General features: G+C 53.3%; 12 protein-coding genes. 8 read left to right on the top strand and 4 right to left on the bottom strand.

Annotated features, from left to right (window positions below):
* Positions 1-65 precede the first annotated feature (65 nt).
* Positions 66-350, bottom strand: coding sequence for a GNAT family N-acetyltransferase (locus tag ABD920_RS02865; RefSeq protein ID WP_345156640.1), 285 nt, complete (start codon positions 348-350; stop codon positions 66-68).
* Between the two features lie 424 nt (positions 351-774).
* Between ABD920_RS02865 and ABD920_RS02860 the strand changes: the two genes are divergently transcribed.
* The 8 genes from ABD920_RS02860 to ABD920_RS02825 all read left to right on the top strand — a co-directional run bounded on the left by ABD920_RS02860 (position 775) and on the right by ABD920_RS02825 (position 8,715).
* Positions 775-1,923 carry a galactokinase gene (locus tag ABD920_RS02860; protein WP_345156639.1) on the top strand — a complete coding sequence of 383 codons (1,149 nt, stop codon included), beginning with the start codon at positions 775-777 and terminating at the stop codon, positions 1,921-1,923.
* A 57-nt stretch (positions 1,924-1,980) separates the two neighbouring features.
* Entirely contained in the window at positions 1,981-3,006 is a 1,026-nt protein-coding gene (locus tag ABD920_RS02855; protein ID WP_345156638.1) for a UDP-glucose--hexose-1-phosphate uridylyltransferase, read from the top strand.
* Positions 3,007-3,146: 140 nt separating this feature from the next.
* Positions 3,147-4,055, top strand: coding sequence for a Gfo/Idh/MocA family protein (locus tag ABD920_RS02850; protein WP_345156637.1), 909 nt, complete (start codon positions 3,147-3,149; stop codon positions 4,053-4,055).
* 214 nt (positions 4,056-4,269) lie between these two features.
* Positions 4,270-4,605 (top strand): hypothetical protein, encoded by a 336-nt coding sequence (locus ABD920_RS02845; RefSeq protein ID WP_345156636.1) that lies wholly within the window; start codon positions 4,270-4,272, stop codon positions 4,603-4,605.
* A 264-nt stretch (positions 4,606-4,869) separates the two neighbouring features.
* Positions 4,870-6,204, top strand: coding sequence for an NAD(P)/FAD-dependent oxidoreductase (locus tag ABD920_RS02840; protein WP_345156635.1), 1,335 nt, complete (start codon positions 4,870-4,872; stop codon positions 6,202-6,204).
* 625 nt (positions 6,205-6,829) lie between these two features.
* Complete coding sequence (locus ABD920_RS02835; RefSeq protein WP_345156634.1) at positions 6,830-7,474, top strand: hypothetical protein; 645 nt, start codon at positions 6,830-6,832, stop codon at positions 7,472-7,474.
* A 3-nt stretch (positions 7,475-7,477) separates the two neighbouring features.
* On the top strand, positions 7,478-7,936 hold the full coding sequence (locus ABD920_RS02830) for a hypothetical protein (protein ID WP_345156633.1): 459 nt from the start codon (positions 7,478-7,480) through the stop codon (positions 7,934-7,936).
* A gap of 101 nt (positions 7,937-8,037) precedes the next feature.
* Positions 8,038-8,715: a hypothetical protein gene (locus ABD920_RS02825; RefSeq protein WP_345156632.1), complete on the top strand. Its 678-nt coding sequence runs from the start codon at positions 8,038-8,040 to the stop codon at positions 8,713-8,715.
* Between the two features lie 231 nt (positions 8,716-8,946).
* Here ABD920_RS02825 and cphA read toward each other — a convergent pair whose 3' ends face one another.
* The 3 genes from cphA to gltB form a co-directional block, all read right to left on the bottom strand.
* Positions 8,947-11,583 carry a cyanophycin synthetase gene (gene cphA / locus ABD920_RS02820; RefSeq protein WP_345156631.1) on the bottom strand — a complete coding sequence of 879 codons (2,637 nt, stop codon included), beginning with the start codon at positions 11,581-11,583 and terminating at the stop codon, positions 8,947-8,949.
* A 395-nt stretch (positions 11,584-11,978) separates the two neighbouring features.
* The gene (locus ABD920_RS02815) at positions 11,979-13,436 is read right to left on the bottom strand and encodes a glutamate synthase subunit beta (protein WP_345156630.1); all 1,458 of its coding nucleotides are present in this window, start codon (positions 13,434-13,436) and stop codon (positions 11,979-11,981) included.
* Entirely contained in the window at positions 13,436-17,938 is a 4,503-nt protein-coding gene (gltB, locus tag ABD920_RS02810; RefSeq protein ID WP_345156629.1) for a glutamate synthase large subunit, read from the bottom strand. Before gltB ends, ABD920_RS02815 begins: the two co-directional genes overlap by 1 nt.
* Between the last annotated feature and the right edge of the window lie 404 nt (positions 17,939-18,342).

Here is an 18,342-nt window from a genome sequence, read left to right as displayed (position 1 = left end):
AGAGTAAATTAAAAAGCCGGGCTGTTTAGGCCCGGCTTCGGTTAAATCAAAACGTTTGCGAAAAATCACTCCGGTTGCACCAGGTCCTCGTAGTGCGGGTGGCGCTTGATGAAAGCCCCCACCACCGGGCAGGAAGGCACGATCAGATAGTTTTGGGAACGGGCGTATTCCAACCCTGTTTTAACGAGTTTGTCAGCGTGTCCATTGCCGCGCGCGTCCTCCGGCACAAAGGTGTGGTCGAAGTCCATCACACCGCTTTCCGGGTAAGTGTATGTAAGCTCGGCCTCGTCTCCGGCTATTACGGCGTAAAAGCGGAGATCTTCCTCATCATGTATGATTTCTATATCCATGGTCTGTTTTTATTTAAAACTTCAGACATATACGGAGCATAAGGCGCCACGTTCCACCTTCACCACGCGCGTTTGACGACTTCTGGAAGGTTTGCGCTGCTTTTGTGCCGTTTAGCGCAAGGAAACAAGACACAGAAACAGCCGGGAGCAATAAAAAAGTTAAGGGTGAAGCAAGGTGACCGGCCTCTCAAAATAGTCAGAGCGGTGCGTGAAGGAACTGCTGGCAAGGCACAAGGGGTGTGTTTTGTGAGTTAATTACGTGCGAAAATAGCAGCACGGGATGACAAGCCTCTAACCTTGTTTTAACTCTGCATGAGCTGCTATAGGCGCGGCCACTCATATATGAATAATTTTAGTAGCTTTAACGGTATATATAAAAGAACCAGGCAGGTTGCTGCGGCAGCCTCACGAAAGCCCGATAACTATGTTAAACGAGATTACAGCAAAATTCAGGGAGTTATATAAGCAGGAGCCGGTGGTGGTGCGCTCACCGGGCCGGGTGAACCTGATCGGCGAGCACACCGATTACAACGAAGGCTTTGTGCTGCCTGCGGCCATTAACAAGGAGATTTTTTTCGCCATCGCCCCAAACGGCACAAACAGCCTCCGTGCCTACTCCTATAACCTGGAGGAACACGCCGAGTTTGATTTAGGCCATGTGCAACGCTCGGAGATTGCCTGGGCCAACTACCTGCTGGGGGTGGTAGCGCAACTGCAGCGGGCGAAGCACCACGTGGAGGGCTTCGACCTGGTTTTCGGCGGCAACATTCCGATCGGCGCCGGGCTTTCCTCGTCGGCTGCCGTAGAGTGCGGGATGGCCTTTGGCCTGAACGAGATCTTCCGCTTCGGCATCGAAAAGCTGACGCTGGTGAAGATGGCCCAGAAGGCGGAGCACGAGTACGCCCTGGTGATGTGCGGCATCATGGACCAGTTCGCCAGTATGTTCGGCAAGCAGGATCACGCCATCAAACTCGACTGCCGCTCGCTCGAGTACGAGTACTACCACCTCGCCATGGCCCATTACCGCATCGTGCTTTGCGACACGCAGGTAAAGCACTCGCTGGCCTCCTCCGCATACAACACGCGCCGCCAGGAGTGCGAGGCGGGCGTGGCCATCCTGCACAGGCATCATCCCGAGGTGCTAAGCCTGCGCGACGCCACGCTCGACATGCTCGCGCAGCACCAGCAGGAGTTTGACCCGGTGGTGTACAGGCGCTGCACCTACGTGGTGAGCGAGAACAACCGGGTGGAGGCCGCCTGCGCCGATCTGGCGAACGACGATATGAAAGCCTTCGGGCAAAAGATGTATGCCTCGCACGAGGGGCTGCAGCATGATTACGAGGTGAGCTGCCCGGAACTGGATTTCCTGGTGGACCAGACAAGGGAATCGGACGCGGTGCTGGGTGCGCGCATGATGGGTGGCGGCTTTGGGGGCTGTACCATTAACCTGGTGCAGGTGGATGCCATCGATGCGTTTGTCCAGCAGATGGAGCAGGCCTACCGGCAGCGGTTCGGCATTACGCTTAAAACATATATAGCCGAGATCGTGGACGGAAGCAGCTTCGCCGCGTAAAACTTAAACCTGTGCCACGGCTCCCGCTGCGGCCTTCCATCAAAACGACAATGTGCCATGACAACTTTTGATTTAGCGGAACATCCGCACCGCAGATACAACCCACTCTCAGGTGAGTGGATACTGGTTTCGCCGCACAGGGCAAAACGGCCCTGGCAGGGGCAGGAGGAGGAGATGCCCAAGGAAAACCGGCCGGAATATGACCCCACCTGCTACCTGTGCCCCACCAACGAGCGGGCCAACGGCGAGCACAACCCGGACTACAAATCCACCTATGCCTTCGACAATGACTTTGCGGCGCTTCAGCCAGGCACGCCTGCCGGCGCTTTCACAAGGGGTAGCCTGCTGCGGGCTGAAAGTGAGCGGGGCATCTGCAAGGTGGTCTGCTTCTCGCCGCGCCACGACCTCACGCTGTCGGACATGGCCGTGGAGGATATCCGGAAAGTGGTGGACCTGTGGCAGCAGGAGTACGAAGAGCTGGGCATGCTGGACTTCGTTAACCATGTGCAGATTTTTGAGAACAAGGGGCAGGTCATGGGCGCCAGCAACCCGCACCCGCACGGCCAGATATGGGCGCAGAGCTCTATCCCCGCCGGCCCGGCCAAAGAGACGCAGCACCAGGCAGCCTACTATAAAAAAAACCAGCGCAGCCTGCTGCAGGATTACCTGGAGATAGAACTGGAGGAGAAAACCAGGATTATATATGAGAACCACCTGTTTGTGGTGCTGGTGCCGTTCTGGGCTGTTTGGCCTTTTGAGACAATGATCCTGCCGCGGCGCCATCTCCAGCACATCGGGCAGATGGACGATGCCGATAAAAACGCGTTCGCCGAGGCGATCAGACAACTGACGATGGCCTATGACAGGGTGTTTAATGTGTCGTTTCCTTATTCTGCCGGTATCCACCAAAGCCCCACCGACGGGCAGGAGCACCCCGGCTGGCACCTGCACATGCACTTTTACCCGCCGCTGCTCCGCTCCGCCACCGTCAAAAAGTTTATGGTGGGCTACGAGATGATGGGCGACCCGCAACGCGATATTACCCCGGAAACCAGTGCCGAGCGCCTGAGAAGCCTCTTTTAGATCCACATAGCTTAGGGGGAAAGAATCGCTGGTTGGCACAGCGTTTAACCTATATACTATAATCCGGCTATATAACCTGCTAACAATTTAACCCATGTCGTGCGGGTATAGCAGGGGCAGCGCCTATAGAAGCAAGAAAAATGTTAAAACTAGGGATCATCGGGATAGGGGACATCGCCAGCAAGGCGTACCTGCCGGTAGTGGGAAGACGGGAAGGGGTGGAACTGCACCTGTATACCCGTAACCAGGACAAGCTTGCCCGCACCGGGCAGCAGTACAGGTTCAGTCACCTGCACCAAAGCCTGGACGCGCTGCTGAACAGCGGTATCAAAGGGGCGTTTGTGCATGGGGCCACAGATGCCCATGCCAGCCTGGTCGAAACGCTTCTGCGCCACCACATCCACGTGTACGTCGACAAACCGATCACCTACGAGTATGCCTCCACAAAGTACCTCGTGGAACTGGCTGAAGAAAAGAACCTGATCCTGATGGCTGGCTTCAACAGGAGATATGCGCCGGCTTACCGGAAGCTGAAAGAACTCGAAGCGCCCAATATGGTGCTGATGCAGAAAAACCGTGCGGCCCAGCCTGCCGATGTGCGTACCTTTATCTTCGACGACTTCATTCATGTGGTGGATACGCTGCGCTTCCTTTTCCCTTACCCGGTGGAGGAACTGCGGGTGAGTGGCAGAGTAGAGGATGGCCTGCTGCACCACGTAACGGTGCAGTTTATATCTGAAAGTGCCACGGCCATTGGCATCATGAACCGCGACAGCGGCACTACTGAGGAACGGGTAGAGGTAATGAGTTCTGCCGAGAAACGGATCGCGTGCCAGGTTTCGGATATAATAGTCCGTAAAGGAACAGATGAACTCAGGCTGGGCAGCAGCGACTGGGAGCCTACCCTGCACAAGCGGGGCTTTGAGCAGATAGTGGCTGATTTTATCACGGCAGTGGACAGCGGTGCAGCCCCGAAAATCACGGCAAAGGACGCCCTGCTGACGCATGAAATCTGCGAGAGGATAGTGGCCGCACTGTTGAAAGACTGATCGTCTGTCTGCTAAGCAGCTATGGTTTCATGGCGTTATATATAGCACCTACAGCTATATAGGAATCAGTATGCTGGACTGAAATTGTGTGACTGGGGCGGCTGTTTATATATGAATTGTACCCTGCATTTCAGTTCTTTCCTGTGGCCTAGTTCTATGTTCCTGCAGTTTCTGCGTATAGGTTATATTTCCCTCAGACTAATTAAAGAAAACTATGCAGGATAAGGTTGAACTCACGCCTCTTGTCACGGTGCTGGCGCAGGTGCAGAAAGAAGGATATATTCAGGACTTCAAGGTAACGGATGATGGCAGGCTCAGCACTTTGGATGACAAACAGCAGTTTATGCACGACCAGGTTCAGATCGTAAATTTCTACCGGTTCGAAGGGGAGAGTAACCCCGATGATATGTCTATCCTGTATGTGCTGGAAACCAGCTCTGGCCTTAAAGGAACTATCGCCGACGCCTACGGCCCATATGCGGATGAGACAATCGACGCATTCATGCAGCAGGTGACAGACCTGGGGAAGAACCTTGACACAAGAGTTTAGAAAAGAAAGGAGGCTGGTGTTAAACCAGCCTCCTTTCTTTTCGGCCCAAGTTACTGCTGCTGGCGCACAAGCAGCATGCTATTGCCATGACCTTCATCGCTCTTTTCTGATTTCCCTTCCTGCATACTACTTCTTCCATCATAACAGCAACAGCCTCCGTGCGTAGTAATATGCGGGAATCGCAGCCAGTGGCCGCAGTATTTCCAAAGCATATACCAGCGAGACAATGAGGAGAGCCGAGCTGTCTGGCACATCATTTTATATATGACACAACATACGAGGATAGAACATATCGGGAAGCCGCGCGTGCTCATTATCGGGGGAGGCTTTGGGGGAATTGAGTTGGCGAAGTCCCTGCGCGGGGCCGATGTGCAGGTGGTGTTGGTGGACCGGGAGAATTTCCACACTTTTCAACCGCTGCTTTACCAGGTGGCCACGGCGGGGGTAGAGGCGGATTCCATCATTCATCCCTTCCGCAAAATATTCAACGACCAGGAGAACTTCTACTTCCGCCTGGCGGATGTGCAGCAGATAGACACGGAAAAACGTATGGTGGAAACCTCTATCGGGCTGATCGAATATGACTACCTGGTGCTGGCAACCGGCGCTACTTCTAACTTTTTCGGGGATAAGGAGATGGAGGCGAAGGCAATCTCGATGAAGAGCCTGGAAGATGCGCTGACACTCCGCAACACCATTCTGCAGAACTTCGAGAAGGCGCTGCAGGTAGCGGACGAAGAGCAGATAAACAGCCTGATGGACTATGTGATAGTGGGGGGCGGCCCGACAGGAGTAGAACTGGCCGGGGCGCTGAGCGAGTTGCGGAAGCATGTGTTCCCGAAGGACTATAAAGAACTCGACTTCTGCGAAATGGACATCCACCTGGTGCAGAGCGGCCCTGTTTTACTGAAGGGCATGTCGGAGGAGGCGTCGCGCGAAGCGTTGAAATTTTTAGAGGACTTTGGGGTGAAGGTGTGGCTCAACCGCCGCGTGAAATCCTATGACGGCTATACCGTATACCTTGATTCGGGGGAGACCATGATCAGCCGCACCGTGATCTGGGCGGCTGGCGTGTCGGGTGCCCCGGTCAGCGGTATCAAGCCAGAAAGCATCCTGAAAGGGAACAGGCTCCTGGTGGACGTGCACAACCGCGTGGCTGGTTACGATGATATTTTCGCCATCGGCGACATTGCCGCCATGGTGACGGAAGCGAACCCGCAGGGACACCCCATGCTGGCGCAACCGGCCATGCAGCAGGGCCGCCTCTTAGGGGAGAATATCTGCCATATGCTGGCCGGTAAACCTATGAAAGCGTTTGATTACAACGACAGAGGCGCGATGGCTACCATTGGGCGAAACCGCGCCGTGGCGGACCTGAAGCTGTTTAAAAAAGAGATTAAAACACAGGGCTTCACCGCCTGGCTCATCTGGATGTTCATCCACCTCATCTCAGTGGTCGGCTTCCGCAACAAGCTGGTGGTGACCATGAACTGGCTCTGGAGCTATTTCACCTATGACACCGGCAACCGTTTTATAGTAGGCAACAAGCAGGAGAATATCCCCGTGGAGGAAACTATATCGCACAAGGCGGTGGTGTAGCAGCAGCACCCACTGTACGAAAAGCGAGAACCTGTTTACATAGCCATTTAAGCGGGGCAACTCTTCAGGCTCCAATGCACTATCCTGGGAAAGTTTACCTGCCATGTGTTTCATTTCTTATAAAAACAGGACCGGTATTGCCCGTGTCGCGCCCTAAAGAAAATGCCCTCATAAAATTTTGCCGCACGCTCCCGTATGCAAAGTACATCAGGCGATTTTATCCGTTTATAATCGGATAGTAGCAATATGCTGAATGGTTATCAAAGAGAAAACTTTGCAACCGTACCGCCTTTACTGACCGGCATCTTAGCTAAACATAGCGGAAAGGCTGCCAAACAAGCGGTACGAGCCAGCGAAGCCAATACTAATACTACACTATTTGAAATTCTTTAGCACAATACCCCTAAATAGGGACAAAAGAAGCCGTAGGTTCTATAGAATTTCCTATATTGTTGTATGCTTATACTGTAATGAGAGCATTAGACAACAGCCGAAAGGCTTTGAAAAACAGAGGCAGCAGCATACCAAGAAACCTCCATCCATAGTGCAGATAAGCTTATGTTCACTTATATCCGCACGTTAGGTGGTATAAAAAAATAAATTTTTAAATCTTCCGATGAAGTGCTTGAATGTCCTTGTCTCCTTTATATCTATAATGTTACTAAGCTGTGGGATAAACAAAGAAGAACATACTGATGAAGTTCATAATCACGATGAGCAAGCAAAAAAAGTGATTTTCAATGAAGCCCAGCTTAAAGAGTTATATGCTAAAGGTAATGAATTTATTTCATTCTTAGCCAACTCAGAAGTATTTGACAGTACCTATAGTATACAATCAGAGCACTTCCTTTTGTTTGAAATCCACAACAGCCGCCCGCTTGAATCAGGATATTCAAATTATGCGGTAGAAGCATTTATAGATTTGGTAGGGGAAGGCGAACGTGAGTATATAATAGGCCAGATTGAGGCAGCGAATAGCTTCAAACTTGACATAAAGGAAAAGGGGAAGCCTATCCCCGTACCATATGACTCTTTGGCTCTTGTACTTACAGAAAGGGGCGGTATCAGTTGGACAAAGTACAACAGGCACTTTGATGGGTGGGTCTACTTTATTGACCCGCCAATATTCTCCAGAGATGGAAGGTTTGCTTTGACTGAACATGGGTATATGTGTGGCTTAATGTGTGGTGGTTTTTCAGCAGAAATCTATAAGGAGGTGTTAAAAAACCAGTGGAAAAGAATTAAGGTCATTAGTCGTGAAGAGGCTTAGTTAGTGAAAGACAAGCCTGATACATCTCGTCACTGTAAAACACCTGTCCATGTTGTTAAGCTTAAAATTAAACCACCTAACACGGCACATAAACCATGCTTCGGCTACGCCTTGCTCGTTTTATGTACAAAACGTTGGCACATATTTGGAAGTATGAAATTATTAATTCAAATAGGGTTAATCTTTATTCTCACTTCTTGTGAGAACAGAGAAGTAAAATACTCTGGTTTAGATGATTTGATGGTAGGAACCCAGCAAGTCGTACTTTATGATAATGGGGAATTTAATTTAGAGCTTGGCCTTGGAAGTGCTGAAGGAATTTATGAAATAAAAAAGGATACTGTGTTCCTTTCCTATTCTGATAAACCTGAGAATTGGCCAGATAAACTATTGATGACTGACAATTACTTTATTATTTTGAGCAGCGACAGTTCAGTAGCTCCAATAAAAATCAGAAGGTGACCAGATTAGAAAAACATGTGCCAACCCAATGCATGCTCAAACTTCGATAGCGCTAAAGGCTCCGCATGCACCCGGCCGTTGTACGCAACCTCACTTTATCAATGAAATATTACATCTTATCTCACGGAGGGGGCCAGCATGGAGAAAGTGGCGAACCGTGTGAGACAGAATACAGCTTTCACCATGCCTGTTGTGCGTGCGGAACAGGTGCAGAAATAAAACATAACTTAAAAGCGAGAGGCATAGCCAAAACCAAAAAAGACCTTTTTGAAACTAAAGATGGTGATTTAATACTATCGAAAAATTTTTATAAGAGGGTAAAAGAAAAGCTGCCTGAGTTTGAATTATTACAAGTAGTAGATACAAAAAACAATCCTCTGGGCTTTTATCACTTGTATGCAAATGAAACTTTACCAAAATTCAAGGAATCATCAACAGGGTATGTCACTGAAGGGCAATGTCCTGTTTGCCATCGGGATGGCTACTTCAATGACGTTATAGTAGGAAAATTAGCCGGAACGCCAACTATAATAGAACCTGTTGTATTGAGGTATGAATACAAGGATATAAACAAACTATCAAACTCGCTTTTAATGAAGTCTTGGGAATGCGTAGGTCTATCGAATAAAGTTAAAGTTGACAACAGAGTTGTTCGGTTTGCAAGGCCATTGACAGTAGTGGTGCGTGAAGACTTGAAGGAAGTTTTAGAAGATGAAAAAATTAAAGCTACTTATTTTGAGCCTATAATAATAGAAGGCTCCGTACAACAAAAACTATAAGTTAGCTTCGCCATCTTATAGCAAAGCCGTTACGTCCATTTACACAAAAAACTAAAAACATTAAGTATTAAGCTATTCGAGTAAATGACTCGGGTCGCACTTTAATGAGACTCCTAAAGAAATATACTAATATACGCCTCCATAGGTATATATTGCCCTACAGAATCCATATCAGCTCTCAGCGGAAGCATGGGGTGTGATTCCTCTGCTTCCGCTGTGCTTCCGCTTCCCTTAACTTAACTGATCCGTTGCCTGCTTGCGGTGCTGTATAATCCGGAAACTCTCCACCAGCTTTACGGCCTCCGGAATGTTCTCTGCAAAAAGCGTGATAAACGCACCTTCCGGTGCATATTCCAGCGCATAGGCGAGTGCCCGCATTTCCTGGTTTATCTCCTTCGGCTCTAACTCTGGTTTCACTAAGAAAATACCTTCTTTCAGCAGCGAATTTATTTTTTTTCCGCTGCTGCCCCGTAGGTCCGTGTCTTGCCGGATGATGATCTCGTCAAACACTTCGGCGGCGATGCGGCCTACTTCCCGCGTGTCCTCGTCCCGCCTGTCCCCGATGCCTGCCACAATACCGATCTTATGATGCGCCTGCACCTTGTTGATAAAGTCGCTGATAGCCAGCATGCCGGCGGTATTGTGGGCATAGTCGATCAGGACATCATATTTTGGCAGCTGGAACAGGTTCATGCGGCCCGGTGTCATTTCGGCGGAGGGAATGAAGGTGCGCAGGGCTGTCTTGATCTCGCCGATCTCGAGGTGGGATATATAGCCGGCCAGTGTGGCGGCCAGCACATTCTGAATGTTAAAAATAGCCCTGCCCCCGAAAGTCAGCGGCACATCGGCTACCCGGTCCACCCGTATCTTGTAGGTATTTTTGAAAATGGAAATATACCCGTCCTCAAACACCGCAGCCAGGCCGCCCTTCGCTATATGATCCCTAATGCGGGCATTGTTCTCGTCCATACTGAATAATGCCACTTTGCAGCGAAGCCCGTTCGCCATGTTATATACCAGATCGTCGTCGGCGTTGAGAATGGCGTAACCGCTTGCACAAACCGTTTTGGGGATAACGGCCTTCACTTCTGCCATTTCCTCCACGGTGTTTATGTCTTTAAGTCCGAGGTGGTCATCGGAAACGTTTGTCACGATCCCGATGTCGCATTGCGTAAAGGCGAGGCCCGAGCGAAGCAGGCCACCCCGCGCGCACTCCAGTACGGCATAGTTCACGGTGGGGTCTTTCAGCACAAACTCGCTGCTGAACGAACCGGTGGTGTCGCCTTTGATGATTTTCCTGTCCTGTATATAGATGCCGTCTGTTGTGGTGTAGCCTACTTTGTGGCCTTTGAACTTCAGCATATGCGCGATCAGGCGCGTGGTAGTGGTTTTGCCGTTGGTGCCGGTTACCGCAATAATGGGGATACGGGAAGGGCAGCCATAGGGGAACATCATGTTAATGATCGGGTCCGCCACATTACGAGGCAAACCTTCGGTGGGGGAGATGTGCATGCGCAGGCCGGGGGCTGCGTTCACTTCAATCACGGCCCCCCTTGTTTCCGGGAGCGGGATGGCGATGTCGGAAGTCATCACGTCGATGCCGCATATATCCAGCCCCACGATGCCTGCGATCCGCTCCGCCATCAGCACATTGTAAGGGTGCACGATGTCCGTCACGTCGGTGGCGGTGCCGCCTGTGCTCAGGTTCGCGGTGTTCTTCAGGTACAGCGTTTCGCCCTCCGGGAGCACAGACTGCAGCGTGAGCCCCTTTTCCCGCAGGATGCCCCTTGTTATCTTGTCTATCTTGATATGGGTCAGCGCCTTTTCATGGCCAACGCCCCTTCGCGGATCTTTGTTCACGGCATTCACCAGTTGCCGGATGGTTGACTGCCCGTCGCCCGTCACCATGGCGGGGGTACGTTTGGCCCCCGCTATAAACTTGCCGTCTATCACGAGCAGGCGGTAGTCGGCACCTTCGATAAACTGCTCTACCATTACGGCCTCAGAAAATCGCTGCGCTTCAGCAAGCCCTTTGAGCGCGTCTTTCCAGTGCTGTATATAGATACTGGCCCCCTTGCCCTGGTTGCCGTCGAGCGGTTTCGTCACTAGCGGGTACCCAAGCTCCTCCACGGCCTTTTCAAGCTCTGCGGCATTGTATACAATGGAGCCCTGTGGTACCGGAATGCCAGCCTCATCCAGTATGAGCTTGGTTGTGTTCTTGTCGCCGGCGCACTCTACCCCGAAAAAAGACGTCTTGTTTGTCATGGCAGCCTGCATGCGCTGCTGGTTCACGCCGTAACCTAAATGGATATAACCACTTTTCTTGTTCTGGATATAGGGAATGTTGCGCGACACCGCCTCCTGGATAATTGCCTCGGTGCTGGGCCCGAAATACTCGTCCTCCCGGATCTGGTGTAGCTTCGCGATGTCCTGTATCACACTCACGCGCTCCCCCTTCGCCAGCGCCTCCGCAATGCGCACGGCCGCCTCGGCTGCATACTCCCCGGCGCGTTCCTGCTGGTAAGAGAACACCACCCAATCCATTCCCGGGTCATTGGCCGCGTAGCGCCGGCCATACCCGCTCTCCATGCCCGCCATGGTCTGCAACTCCAGGGCGATGTGCTGCACCACCTTGCTCAAACTGGTACCCTCGCGCACCAGCCGGAAAAAGCCGCCTTCGGTGCCGACGGAGGAGCGGTGCTTCACCATGCCCGGGAAAAGCTTCTGCAGTTTCTGGGGCAGTTGCGGCACCTCATTCGTCAACACATCCTGCAGATCCTCCAGGTCTAGTTTCAGGACGATGATCTTGGGGTGCTTGATGGACCAGTAGTTTGGCCCACGCATAATTTTAAGCTCTACTATTTTCATACATGTATTTGGAAGTACTTCTTAAACAGCCATCTGAAACCTTGTTGACAATGCCATGGAATGCCAAGGAGGAAATTGCACCATTCTTAAAACTAGCTATACGTTACTGGGCCTGGCTGGGAGTAATCAGATGGGTGAAAAGTGACTCCGCACTCAAAATAAGTGCACGCAGCGCTATAGGGTATCAAAGGGGAATGCCCGTTTTGGAAGGCAGCTACAGCAAGTACTGCTTTGGCCGCAGGCTTTTTTGTAGTGCAGATGCAGTCGCGGAGGATATCGGAGTGGGGGTAACGACAGGCTGAAATAAGAAAAGCCGCCGTGTACGGAGACACAGCGGCTTTTTTTTAAACTGTTGGCGCAGTACGCGCACCAACAGTAATATATTTATCAAAATGTTAGCTTCCCAGCATCAGTTTGGAGAGCTCTTTTGAGGGCAGATCAGAGGCGCCCATCAGGTATATATCAATGGCACGCGCGGCCTCGCGGCCGTCCGAAATGGCCCATACCACCAGCGACTGACCGCGGAAAGCATCCCCGGCAGCGAAAATTCCCGGCACGTTGGTCTGCCATTCCTTTAGCTTAAAGTTGCCGCGCTGGTCAAACTCAAAGTCATAGCTGGCCTGGAAGGCATCGTACATCGGGCGGTCATACCCAATCGCGATCAGGGCGAGGTCGCAGGGCAGAATCCGCGCGCTATCCGGCTTTTCGGTATACTCCCGGCCGTTTTTCCACTCCAGTTCCACCACCTTCAGGCCCGTAACATGGCCATTCTCGTCTCCGATGAATTCCTTTGTCAGCCAACCCCAGCTACGCTCGCACCCTTCTTCATGGGAGCTCGACGAGGTATAGGTCATCGGCGTCTCCGGCCACGGGTTGTGCGGTGCACGCGTTGTGGAAGGCATGGTGCGGTACTGCAACTGGCTGATGGAGCGGGCAAAGTGACGGTTGGCCGTGCCCACGCAGTCGGAGCCGGTGTCGCCGCCGCCGATCACCAGCACGTGCTTGTCGCGGGCGTGCAGGTCTTCTTCCGCAGGTATTGTTTCACCGGCCACGCGGCGGTTTTGCAGCGTCAGGTAGTCCATTGCGAAACGGATGCCTTCCAGGTCGTTACCGGGAATGTTAAGCACACGCGGTTTGGTGGAGCCGATGGCAACCAGCACGGCATCGTATTTTCGGTGTAGTTTTCTTAGCGAGGTTTCCTTGCCGATTTCCACTCCCAAATGGAAGTGTATACCTTCTTCCTGCATCACGGCCAAACGGCGGTCGATGGTCCATTTCTCCAGCTTGAAGTCAGGGATACCGTAGCGCAGCAGGCCACCAGCCTTGTCGTCCTTGTCATACACGTGCACCTCGTGCCCGGCCTGGTTCAGCTGGGCAGCGGCGGCAAGTCCGGCCGGACCGGAACCGATGATGGCGACCTGCTTGCCGGTGCGGCGCTTCGGCGGCTGCGGCTTTACCAGCCCCAGCTCAAAAGACTTCTCCGCAATCGCCTTCTCGATATGCTCGATGGTAACGGCGGGCTTGTTAATGGACAGCACACAACTAGACTCACACGGGGCAGGGCAGATGCGGCCCGTGAACTCCGGGAAATTGTTGGTGCTGTACAGAATCTGTGCGGCACGTTCCCATTCCCCTTCCGTCACGGCGTCGTTAAAGTCGGGGATCAGGTTGCCAAGCGGGCAGCCGCTGTGGCAGAAGGGCACGCCGCAGTCCATGCAGCGCATGGCCTGTTCCTTCGTCTTCTCCTCAGGGAAGGCGGTATATATCTCGTTCGAATCGTTTATTCTCTCCTTCGGGTCGCGCGCTTTCGGCAGCTCGCGGTCGTAAGTCAGAAATCCATCTATTTTTCCCATCAGGCTACTATTTTAATCATTTCTGTTTCTTTTACCTGCAGCGCCTTTTTCAGGTCGTGCGGCATTACTTTATGGAAGAACTTCTGGTCGGCGTGCCAGGCTTTCAGCATCTGCTGGGCCAGCACACTTCCGGTATAGGCCACATGCTCCCGCAACTTCTGCTCTATCCAGGCCAGGTCGGCGTCATCCGGCTCCTCCAGGTCCACCATCGAGAGGTTACACTGTTCAGGGAAGCTGTTCGTCGGGTCATATATGAAGGCCGTTCCGCCGCTCATGCCTGCCGCGAAGTTTTTGCCCACGTTGCCCAACACCAGCACCTTTCCGCCGGTCATATACTCGCAGCCGTGGTCACCGATTCCTTCCACTACTGCCTCTGCGCCCGAATTGCGCACGCAGAAGCGCTCACCGGCCATGCCGTTGATATAGGCGGTGCCGGAGGTGGCGCCATACATGGCCACATTGCCTGTAATGATGTGCTCGTGCGCCACATAGGTGGTGCCTTCGAACGGCTGCAAAATCAGCTTTCCGCCCGAGAGGCCTTTGCCCAGGTAGTCATTGGCCTCCCCGATGAGCCGGAACGTGAGGCCCGGGGCCAGGAAGCCGCCGAAGGTCTGTCCGGCAGAACCCTGGAAAGTGGCCTTGAAGCTGTCTTCCGGTAACCCCTCTTTGCCGTGTTTCACTGACACCTCATACGACAGCATGGCGCCCACAGAGCGGTCCACATTGATGATGCGGTGTTCCACCTCCGTTTTCCCTTTCTTGAAGTCGCGGATCAGCTTCCTGTCCAGCACCTGCTCTATGTCGTGGTCCTGGTGCACCTGGTGATAGATGCCCACGTTGCCGGGGGCCACCTCCTGGTGCAGGATCGGGGCGAAGTTCAGGTTCTTGAGCTTCCAGTGGTTCAGGTCGTTGCGCACTTTCAGCACCTGGGTCTGGCCCACCATCTCGTTGATGGTGCGGAAGCCCAGGGAAGCCATGATGTGGCGCAGCTCTTCAGCCAGGAAATGGAACAGGTTCACTACGTACTCCGGTTCCCCGGTGAACAGCTGGCGCAACTCTGGGTTCTGGGTGGCGATACCGACAGGGCAGGTGTTCAGGTGGCACTTGCGCATCATGATACAGCCTTCCACAATCAGGGCGGCGGTGGCTACCCCGTATTCCTCAGCCCCCAGCAGCGTCGCGACTGCCAGGTCATAGCCTGTCATCAGCTTGCCGTCGGTTTGCAGCACCACGCGGCTGCGCAGGTTGTTCTTAACCAGCGTCTGGTGCGCCTCTGCCAGCCCGATCTCCCAGGGGAGTCCGGCATGGCGGATAGAGCTCAGCGGGCTTGCACCCGTTCCACCGTCGGCACCGGAGATCATGATGGCATCGGCTTTGGCCTTGGCCACTCCGGCAGCGATCGTGCCCACGCCTGCCTCCGAAACCAGCTTCACATTGATGCGGGCGTTCGGGTTGGCGTTCTTCAAATCATATATCAGCTGCTTCAGGTCCTCGATCGAGTAGATGTCGTGGTGCGGCGGCGGCGAGATAAGCCCCACGCCCGGCGTAGAGTGACGCACCCGTGCAATCCATTTGTCTACCTTGTGGCCCGGCAACTGGCCGCCCTCACCGGGCTTGGCCCCCTGGGCGATCTTTATCTGGATCTCATCGGCATTGGCCAGGTAATGGCTCGTCACGCCGAAGCGCCCGGAGGCTACCTGCTTGATGGCCGACCGCTCAGAGTCGCCGTTAGGTTTGATGATGTAGCGTGCCTCGTCTTCGCCGCCCTCGCCGCTGTTGCTCTTGCCGCCGATGCGGTTCATGGCAATGGCCAGCGTGCTGTGCGCCTCGTGCGATAGTGAGCCGAAGGACATAGCCCCGGTTGCAAATCGCTTCAGGATAGTCTCCACCGGCTCCACTTCCTCCACTGGCACCGATTGCCGCTTCCGGAACTCGAACAGGTTACGCAGCGTGATCGTCGACTCCTGGTGCTTGCGCACCAGCGCCGAGTACTCCTGGTACAGGCGGAAATCGTTCAGGCGCGTGGATTTCTGCAGCAGGTGGATCACCTCGGGGCGCAGCAGGTGCTCTTCCCCGCGTCTTCTCCACTGGAAGAAGCCGCCCGTCTCCAGCAATACATCCTTGTTGAGGAAAGCAGACTGGTGCTTTGTCAGGGCCTCTTTCTCAAGGTCCTCAAAATTAAGGCCCTCCAGTCGGCTGATGGTGCCTTTGAAGCACTTCTGCATCACCTCCTGGCCGAAGCCGAGGCACTCAAATATCTGCGCGCTCTGATAAGACTGGAGCGTGCTGATGCCCATCTTAGAAAGGATCTTCAGCAAGCCGTTGCCCACGGCATATATAAAGTTGTCGGCGTACTGTGCGAACGGCACCGAAGTGTCCAGCTTGTCCTGCTCCAGCATGTTCTGGATGGTGTCATATACCATATAAGGGTACACGCAGCTGGCTCCGTAGCCAATAATGGTCGCGAAGTGGTGCGTTTCCCAGGCATCCCCGGCCTCTACCACCAAACCGGTCTTCGTGCGGATGCGCTTGTCCACGAGGTGGTGGTGAATGGCCCCAACCGCCAGCAGCGACGGGATGGCGGCGCAGGTGGCGCCAATGTCCCGGTTCGAGATGATCAGGATTTTCTTTCCACCGCGCACAGCGGCCTCCGCCTCTGCACATATCTTGTCAAGTGCCTTCTGCAGCGACCCCTTCTCCGTGGTCGGGAAGGTGGCGTTGATCACGACATGGTCAAAGCCTTCGCTCTTCAGGTTGATGATCTTGTTGTAATCGCCGTGGCTCAGCACCGGGTGCGATATATGGATCTGGCGCGTATGGGCCGCCGTCTCGTCCAGCACGTTCAGCGATTCGCCGAGGCGCGTGAACAGCGACATCACCAAACGCTCCCGGATCGGGTCGATCGGCGGGTTACTCACCTGCGCGAAGTGCTGCTTGAAGTAGTTGGACACATGCTGGCTTTGCAGCGACAACACCGCCAGTGGCGCATCCGAGCCCATGCTGCCCAGTGGCTCTTTGCCAGAGGTAGCCATCGGCTTGATGATCATCTTCAGGTCCTCGTAGGTGTAACCGTAGGCTTTCTGCTTTTTCTGGAGTTCCTCCGGCTGCACCGCGTTCAGGCAGTAGTCAGGCTCGGGGCGCTGGTGCAGTTTAATGCGGTTCTGCTGTATCCAGTCGAAGTACGGCTTATCGTCACACACCATGCGCTTAATTTCCTCGTCCTCGTATATCCTGTTCTCCGCCAGGTTGGCGAGCAGCATCTTGCCAGGCTGCAGTCTGCCGCGGCGCACCACGTCTTTGGGGTTCACCGGCAGGGCGCCTGCCTCGGAAGCCATGATCAGGCGGCCCTGCTGCGTGATGCAGAAGCGCACCGGACGCAGGCCATTGCGGTCTAATGTGGCGCCGATCTGGGTACCGTCGGTAAAGAACAGGGCGGCGGGGCCGTCCCATGGCTCCATCAGGGCCGCGTGGTATTTATAGAACGCTTTCTTATAGGGGTCCATGAAGGGGTTGTCCTGCCACGCCTCCGGCACCAGCATCATCATCACGTGCGGGAGCGGCCGGCCAGCCAGGGTCAACAACTCCACCATCGCGTCAAGGTTGGCCGAGTCAGAGTTCTCCGGGTTGGTGATCGGCAGCAGCCACTTCATCTCCTCCTCCGTAAAGAGCGGGGAGTTCATCAGCGCCTCCTTCGACTTCATCTTGTTGACGTTACCGCGGATGGTGTTGATCTCGCCGTTGTGGGCAATGAAACGGAACGGCTGTGCCAGCTTCCAGTTCGGGAAGGTGTTGGTGGAGAAACGGGAGTGCACCACAGCAAGGGCCGACTTGAAGTCGGGGTGGCGCAGGTCGTGGTAATACTTTTCTACCTGGTCCGTTTTCAACTGGCCTTTATATATAATAGTGCGCGAGGAGAGGCTGGCAATAAAAAAGGTGCCGTTCTCGCCGCTCACCGTCTTTTTGATCTCATGCGTGATCAGGCTCCGCAGCACAAACAGCTTGCGCTCCAGCTCGTCTTCCTTCATATCCGGGTTGGCCGGCTGCACAAACACCTGCTCTATATAGGGTTCAACCGCCTTGGCCTCGTGTCCGGGTACGCGGCCGTTCACCGGCACCAAACGGTAACCCAACAGGTCGAAACCCAGTTGCCGGATACACTGGTTCATGATCTGGCGGCACTTATCCCTCACTTCATACAAAGAAGGGAAAAAGATCATCCCGACGCCATAGCCGCCTTCCTGCGGCAGCTTGATGGCGAACTCACTCAATTGTTTCCGGAAGAAATCGTGCGGGAGCTGCACTAAAATGCCGGCACCGTCACCTGTCTCTGCATCACTCCCTGTTGCACCACGGTGCTCCATGTTTGTGAGCATCGTAAGGGCGTCCTTCACAATGCTGTGTGCTCTTTTCCCGTTCAGATTAACGACACATCCCACCCCGCATGCGTCATGCTCAAACTCGGGTCTGTACAACCCGGCATTTATAGTTTTGTCTTGATTCATCTATTGTAAACTGAGGTAAACACTTGCTTATTTGTGTAAACGAATTCATAATTTACTACAGGAATCATAAAAAAACAAATCAGTATTTATAGATATCGTATGAGAACAGGGTTTTTAGATAGTAATTCGTCAAAAAGGAGGCGCTATATCTAACCAAATATGAAAAATTCAGGCAGAATGCGGCAAAACTAAAGCCTGCATGGTAAAAACAGATTATTGAAGGTTTTTTTAGAAACTGTAAAATACATTGGTTCTGATGGTCAACATCCGATGGGTTCTGCCAAGTTCAGTAAAGAAGGGGAGTGCTCACATAAGGCGTTGCATCCATTAAGCACTTTCTTGGGAATGTTCAATTTATAGAAATGGCTTATGTTTCGTTTCCGGATTCCTGCCTGGATGGTTTA

It is taken from the genome of Pontibacter saemangeumensis, from assembly GCF_039541895.1.
GTDB lineage: Bacteria > Bacteroidota > Bacteroidia > Cytophagales > Hymenobacteraceae > Pontibacter > Pontibacter saemangeumensis.
Note: the sequence above shows the minus strand (reverse complement) of the source record. Positions and strands in the feature narration are given on the sequence as shown.